Source organism: Ruegeria sp. AM2 (assembly GCF_056540685.1).
Genome location: NZ_JBQFXE010000001.1, coordinates 1110750 through 1117258, shown reverse-complemented (window position 1 = coordinate 1117258; position 6509 = coordinate 1110750). Strand labels below are relative to the sequence as shown.

Below are 6509 nucleotides of genomic sequence, written 5' to 3'. Positions count from 1 at the left end.
CGCCCGCGCGCCCGTCTGACAAAAAAGATCAAACATGCTCACCGCTCGGCGCTCAGACCGTCAAACACCACAAAACCAAAGCACAAAAAAAACAACAACCAAACGCAGCCGCCGATTGTGTTCGTGCATATTCAGTCGTTTTCGGCCAGAAAACGCTCGGCGTCCAGCGCGGCCATGCATCCCATTCCGGCGCTGGTCACGGCCTGGCGATAGACGTGATCCGTCAGATCCCCAGCGGCGAAAACACCCGGAACCGAAGTCTCGGTCGTGCCAGGTTTGGTCACGACATAACCGCCCATATGTGTGTCCAGAGTGTCCTTGACCAACTCATTCGCAGGGGCGTGGCCTATGGCAACGAAGACGCCTTTACAAGGAATCTCGGTGATCTCGCCGGTTTTGACGTTCTTGACGCGGACACCTTCGACACCCAGAGGTGCGTCAGTCCCGATGACCTCATCCAACTCGTGGAACCACAGGGGTTCGATCTTTTCGTTTTTCATCAAGCGGTCTTGCAGAATCTTCTCGGCCCGCAACTCATCCCGGCGGTGAATCAAGGTCACTTTGCTCGCAAAATTGGTCAAAAACAGAGCTTCTTCGACCGCCGTGTTGCCGCCACCGATCACAACGATCTCTTGCCCGCGATAGAAGAACCCGTCGCAAGTGGCGCAGGCAGACACACCAAAGCCCTTGAATTTCTCTTCCGAGGGAAGGCCCAGCCATTTGGCGCGCGCGCCAGTGGCCAGGATCACCGCATCGGCCGTGTAGACAGTACCGCTGTCGCCTTTGGCGGTGAAAGGCCGCTGGCTGAGATCCAGATCGCTAATGATGTCGCCGATCACTTCTGTGCCCATGGCTTTTGCATGGTCCTGCATCCGAACCATCAGATCGGGGCCCTGAACCTCGGTGTCGCCGGGCCAGTTTTCAACCTCGGTTGTTGTCGTCAACTGACCGCCCGGTTCAATGCCCTGCACCAAGATGGGTTCCAGCATGGCGCGGCTTGCGTAAACAGCTGCCGTGTATCCGGCCGGTCCTGAACCGATGATCAGAACCCTAGTGTGTCTTGTGTCGGCCATGGTACCCCCAACTCGATCTGCCTTGCGGGCATTTTGCCCAGTGCCGATGGATATAGCGATGGCGGGGCAGGGCTTAAAGCCCTTTCCTGACGCAGGGCTGAATTGCTCTGAGCGAATGGCTTGCATGACGCCAGGGCAGAGTAAGCAAAGATTATTGCGCAACAGCGAAAGATTATTGCGCCTTGAATGGGGGCTGTTATAAGAACTGAAAACTCAGGAGTGCGCGATGGTTGCGACCCGGCTCGATGAAATCGACCGCAAAATTCTGGCAGAGTTACAGGCGGACGGTCGCATGACCAATGTCGAGCTTGCAAAACGTGTCGGTATTTCAGCGCCGCCATGCCTGCGACGCGTGCGGACGCTTGAGGAATCCGGCTACATTCGCGGCTATCACGCCGAGGTTAACGCCCGCGAATTGGGGTTCGAAGTTCAGGTCTTTGCCATGGTCGGTCTGGAAAGCCAGGCCGAAGCGGAACTGAGCGCATTCGAGGATCGCTGCCGCGAGTGGCCTTTGGTCCGCGAATGCCACATGCTGAACGGCGAGGTTGATTTCATCCTGAAATGCGTTGCCCCCGACCTCAGCAGTTTTCAGCAGTTTCTGACGGGTGAGTTGCTGACCACGCCGAACGTGGCCAGCGTTAAAACATCTCTGGTTATCCGAGGCGCAAAAGACGAGCCAGGCGTACCATTTGACGTATTGGAAGAGCGGATGAGTCGGACGGCCTGAACCTGGTCACGCCTCCGGCCGCTGTGCTCGGTGGCAGCACAGCTGCCACCGCAAGAAAAAACACCCAACTTAGTAATATCTGCATGATGCCCCCACATTTGCAGTTACAGTTAACACTTTCACGCAGTGATCGCGTCTACCTCTCCATCTCCGGCCCGCGGCATAAGCAAGGGTCCGAAATCGTTCAATGATTCGATATGTGCGAAAAGGTTTAGATAGATCGACCGCAAAGAGTGGCTGATCATCCGAACCGCATTCACTCCGGGATGGTAAGTCTCGAACTGAAGCCCGTCGACCCGGATGACGGAATGCCGCTTCAGACATATGTGAAACAGTTCCACCGGAGTAGGCGGCAGCGTTTCAATTACGCTCGTACCGTCTTGGAATTCGCCAACAGGTGTCAGAATCGGCTGACCCCCGTGCAAGTGCCGCAGGTGCGCGGGTGTTCCCAGCAGGCGCGCCGATGGACCAGCAATCACCCCTGACATAGGCTTTTGCATGCCAAACGTGTCGGCCATAATCCGGGTCAAAGGCCGTGTTCGTCCGCGCGTGTCTTCACGCCCCGGAATCAATGTGACAGCGCCCTTCCAAACGACCGTCTCACAGGAACCATCTTGTGTCAGAACCTCGTCACCCGGCATCAGATCCTCGATCGCCATTGGTCCGAGCGGCGTTTCAACCAGAGACCCCCGAGTAAACGCACAAAATGCGTCCTCGAACATGGGCAGCGCTGGCGCGATATGGCGTGTCTGTGCCACATTGCCATTCGCCAGCAGTGAACTGACCTCGTATCGCCTCAGCTGTGCCTTTGGGCTTGTCGTTGGCCGAGGTGCGTCGCGCAATAGTGCAGACGTCTCAACCGCGTTTCTGGCCGCGCGGGCCAGAGAATTTGGAATAGTCATTGACTTTCCACCCCTCTAAAAAATCGACCCAGCGGGCTGAACCCCCGTGCATTTCGCCTGGCCGACATGTTCTTTGTCTTTAATCAATAGGGCAATCATCGGGCGACCGCTGCAAAGGCGCCGCGCCGCGAATGAAAACAGGTGTATTTTGGTCAATACTCTGACCCCCCAGACAAACTCATAAACCGCAAGCTAAAATTGCCTACGCACACACACTCCGAAAAAATCGCAAACCCATCTGCGATGTCACATTTCAGGCCGGAGTAACGCCCGCTATGCGCCTTTCCCCACAAAACCGGCAGCTGGTCTTGTGGGTATTCTTGCTATCGCCGGGACGCCAATCGGCGCTGAACCCGGGCAGAGTGACTTGAAACACGCTTCCAGGGCATTTCCGGCTCTTGTGCTTTCACGGTCGCCATGACTGCGCTCAGAAAGCGTGATCTTTTCTTCATTTGTCCTGCTCCTCGCGGGGTCTGATGCCCCTGTTCTGATCTAGCCTTCTGTATGACGCTGATTTGCGGCGCAGTTGTGGCTGATCCGGGATGAATTGAGGACAAATCGAAGGTTGTGGAGTCCTTTCGCGATTTAACCCAGTCCATTTGTGACCATTAAACGGTATATGACTGAGTTTCGTTGATAATTTGAAACGATTCCGTGACACATAAACACAACAAATGTGGCGGAATGTGGGCAAGGCTGCCTTATTTCAGGCTAACTCTACAGTCTGATCGCCGAAATCAGACGCCCGTAGTCAGCCTCATTCTCATGTGTAGCACGTCGGTAGGAATAGAACCGATCCGGGTCAGAATAGGTGCAGTGGCGGGTCCATTCCGCCTGTCCAATCCCGGCTTGGCGCAGCTTGTGCAGGCCAAAAGCCGGAAGGTCGAATTGCAGCTTTTCGCCTTGCCCATTGGCAAAGAAGCGTGTGTTTTCCGCGGAATCCGCCATGAAGTCATCCAAGAATTCTGGCCCGACTTCGTAGGCTTGTTGGGAAATTGTTGGGCCAATGACAGCAACAGTGTTTTCACGCCGCGCGCCAAGCGTTTCCATTGCGTCCAGCGTCGCTTCGAGCACACCGTCCAACGCGCCGCGCCAACCCGCATGTGCGGCGCCGATCACTTTTGCGTCTGGGTCGGCAAATAACACCGGCTGGCAATCGGCCGTTAGTATCGTCAGCGCCAATCCCGGAGTTGCCGTCACCAGCGCGTCAGCCTTAGGTTTGTCGCCGTCCAAGGGTCGATCAACGGCAACAACGGTGGGTGAGTGCACCTGATACACTCCAACCATGGATTCGGGTGCCACATCCATGGCCTCGGCCACCCGGCGTCTGTTTAAAGCCACCGCCTCGGACAGGTCCGAGGACCCTGTCCCGCAATTCAGACCTTGGAAGATACCTGATGAGGCGCCGCCGCGCCGGGTGAAGAACCCGTGCCGAACGGGCGACATCAAATCTGAAGTCAGAATTTCCAGCGTCATGGTTCCAGTCCCGGAGGAGGTGCGGCGTAGGACGGGTAAATTCCCATCACCTTGAACAGATTTCCCATTTCATCCGGGTGCGTCAACCGGCGATGTGCGGCGACCAATGCGTCCAGCCCATTTCCGCTTAAGCCCTTGGACAGCGACTGAGCTCGGGCAGTGATGCCCAACCGCTCAAGAAACACGCCCTGCGGGGTCAATCGGCTATGGGCACATCCCGCCGCGCGGGTTGCTATCGCCAATGGCTCGAAATCCACATGCGCGGTCAGATCGACTTGTCCCGGTGTGTCCAGCGTGTCGGTTCGCTTATGCGCGCGAAGGGCCTGAAATGTGTCGCCGAGCGAGCGCCAGTCGCCGTAGTCCACAATCAGGCCAGTCCCGCCATGCGTCGCGATCCGGCTGGCGATGAAGGTCACAATCGGAATCGCCGGTGCACACAATTCGATCAGGTCGCCGTCTGTTGTGTCTTCCAGCCGCGCCGTCAGTGCCACCTGATCTGTACAAGGTCCCAGCCCGAAGGTGAGCGATTCGCCGTCTGCTCCGATCAGCCGTTCCCGCCAACCGTCGCCGTCACGCAGGAATTGTCGGATGGGCAGCGCATCAAGGAACTCGTTTGCGACAAGAAACAGCGGCGCATCGGGCAAATCTGTGATGGTGTCGATCCAGCAGGGTGCGCAACCTGTCAGGGTTTTCGCCTGAATGTCCCGCAGTGTTGGCGAGGCTTCGAACAGAACAATATCCGCTGCATCAACAAATCCCGGTACGTTGCGCGTTGCGCGCAGTATATCGGCCATCAATGTGCCGCGTCCGGGACCCAGCTCGGCCAGAGTGAACCGGTCCGGTTTCCCTTGATCCATCCAGGACTGAGCCAAGCTGAGCCCGATCAGCTCGCCGAACATTTGGCTGATTTCGGGGGCGGTGACAAAATCCCCTTCAGCCCCCAGCGGATCGCGAGTGGAATAGTAGCCCAATGTTGGATGCAGCAGACATTCGGTCATGTAATCGGCCACGCTCATCGGACCGTCCTGCGCAATGCGCGCCAGTAAGTGGTCCTTAAGGGTCACCGCGCAGCCCTAGCGCGCAGGGCGAACCACAATCCCAGTGCGATCATGGGCAGCGACAGCAATTGGCCCATCGTCAGACCGTACCCGCCGAAGTGCCAGGCCAACCCAAGCGGATTGCCCGCTGAGATGAACTGAGCATCCGGCTGCCGGACGAATTCGACGACAAACCGTGACGCGCCATAGCCTGCGAGAAAAACACCCATGATCAGCCCGGGCCGCTGAAATGCGCCACGTCTGTAAGCCAACCACAACAACGCCAGCCCCAGTAAAAGCCCCTCGAGCGCGGCTTCGTAAAGTTGCGATGGGTGCCGCGCGCAAAGGCCCGCGACCACGTCACGGCAGTCCTGCGCGGCTGCACCAGGGAAGACTACGGCCCACGGCAAGTCACTGGGGCGTCCCCAAAGCTCTGCGTTGGTGAAATTGGCCAACCTTCCCAGCAGCAGCCCCGGCGGCACCGCGTGCGCGATCAAATCTGCAAGCGACAGAACCGGAATCTGATGACGCTTCGCATACAGGTACGACGCAATAACGACACCCAGCAGCCCGCCGTGAAAGGCCATGCCACCTTGCCAGACTTTCAAAATGTCCTGCGGATGCGACAGGTAATATGCGGGTTGATAAAACAGCACGAAGCCCAGTCGCCCACCCAGAATCACGCCGACGATGATCCAGGTCAGCAAATCTTCAAGCTGTTCGGGGCGCATCGGAGGGGTTTTGTTGGGCCATAAAGCAGGGCGTTTCAACGCCATCGCCCCCATACGCCACGCAATCAGAATGCCCGCGATGTAAGCCAGCGCGTACCACCTGAGCGCGAATTCCATCCCGAACAGCGAGATCGAGAACAATTCGGGTGACAGATCGGGGAAATTCAGAACAGCCTGCATGTGCGTCTCATTGCCCGGGGATTGCAGGGCAAGTCAACCTTGAGCCCGGCGATATCTTTCCCCATATAGAGAGCAACCGCGAAACCGGAGGGAACCCATGCAAACCCGCAACAAAATACTGGACGACGTATCCCAGCTGATGACCAACGCCATGGGCGTGGCGCAGGGCGCGCGGGAGGAGGCCGAGAATGCGATGAAGTCAATGATTGACCGGTGGCTGGCCGATCGCGATTTCGTCACACGCGAGGAGTTCGATGCCGTGCGCGCGATGGCCCAAAAAGCGCGCGAGGAAAACGCCGCACTTGAAGAGCGGATCGCCGCGCTTGAGGCGAAGCTGGACAAGTAACGCACGCTTTCAACTCTGTAAGAAAAATCACGCACCG

Annotated in this window: 7 protein-coding genes; 2 read left to right on the top strand and 5 right to left on the bottom strand. The window is 57.6% G+C overall.

The window, feature by feature from the left end; genetic code table 11:
* Nucleotides 1-131: 131 nt before the first annotated feature.
* Nucleotides 132-1073 carry a thioredoxin-disulfide reductase gene (gene trxB, locus ACR0CR_RS05565; protein WP_480597480.1) on the bottom strand — a complete coding sequence of 314 codons (942 nt, stop codon included), beginning with the start codon at nt 1071-1073 and terminating at the stop codon, nt 132-134.
* 226 nt (nt 1074-1299) lie between these two features.
* On the opposite strand from trxB, the gene ACR0CR_RS05560 reads away from it, so the two are divergent.
* On the top strand, nt 1300-1800 hold the full coding sequence (locus ACR0CR_RS05560) for an Lrp/AsnC family transcriptional regulator (RefSeq protein WP_170655919.1): 501 nt from the start codon (nt 1300-1302) through the stop codon (nt 1798-1800).
* A gap of 119 nt (nt 1801-1919) precedes the next feature.
* Here ACR0CR_RS05560 and ACR0CR_RS05555 read toward each other — a convergent pair whose 3' ends face one another.
* The 4 genes from ACR0CR_RS05555 to lgt form a co-directional block, all read right to left on the bottom strand.
* On the bottom strand, nt 1920-2702 hold the full coding sequence (locus tag ACR0CR_RS05555) for a Hint domain-containing protein (protein WP_480597479.1): 783 nt from the start codon (nt 2700-2702) through the stop codon (nt 1920-1922).
* A gap of 717 nt (nt 2703-3419) precedes the next feature.
* Complete coding sequence (gene pgeF / locus ACR0CR_RS05550; protein WP_480597478.1) at nt 3420-4178, bottom strand: peptidoglycan editing factor PgeF; 759 nt, start codon at nt 4176-4178, stop codon at nt 3420-3422.
* Nucleotides 4175-5242: a class I SAM-dependent methyltransferase gene (locus tag ACR0CR_RS05545; RefSeq protein ID WP_480597475.1), complete on the bottom strand. Its 1068-nt coding sequence runs from the start codon at nt 5240-5242 to the stop codon at nt 4175-4177. The genes pgeF and ACR0CR_RS05545 overlap by 4 nt, the downstream gene beginning before the upstream one ends.
* Complete coding sequence (lgt, locus tag ACR0CR_RS05540; RefSeq protein ID WP_480597474.1) at nt 5239-6126, bottom strand: prolipoprotein diacylglyceryl transferase; 888 nt, start codon at nt 6124-6126, stop codon at nt 5239-5241. Before lgt ends, ACR0CR_RS05545 begins: the two co-directional genes overlap by 4 nt.
* A 97-nt stretch (nt 6127-6223) precedes the next feature.
* Between lgt and ACR0CR_RS05535 the strand changes: the two genes are divergently transcribed.
* Nucleotides 6224-6472, top strand: a complete 249-nt coding sequence (locus tag ACR0CR_RS05535; RefSeq protein ID WP_170384762.1) for an accessory factor UbiK family protein — start codon at nt 6224-6226, stop codon at nt 6470-6472.
* Nucleotides 6473-6509: the final 37 nt, after the last annotated feature.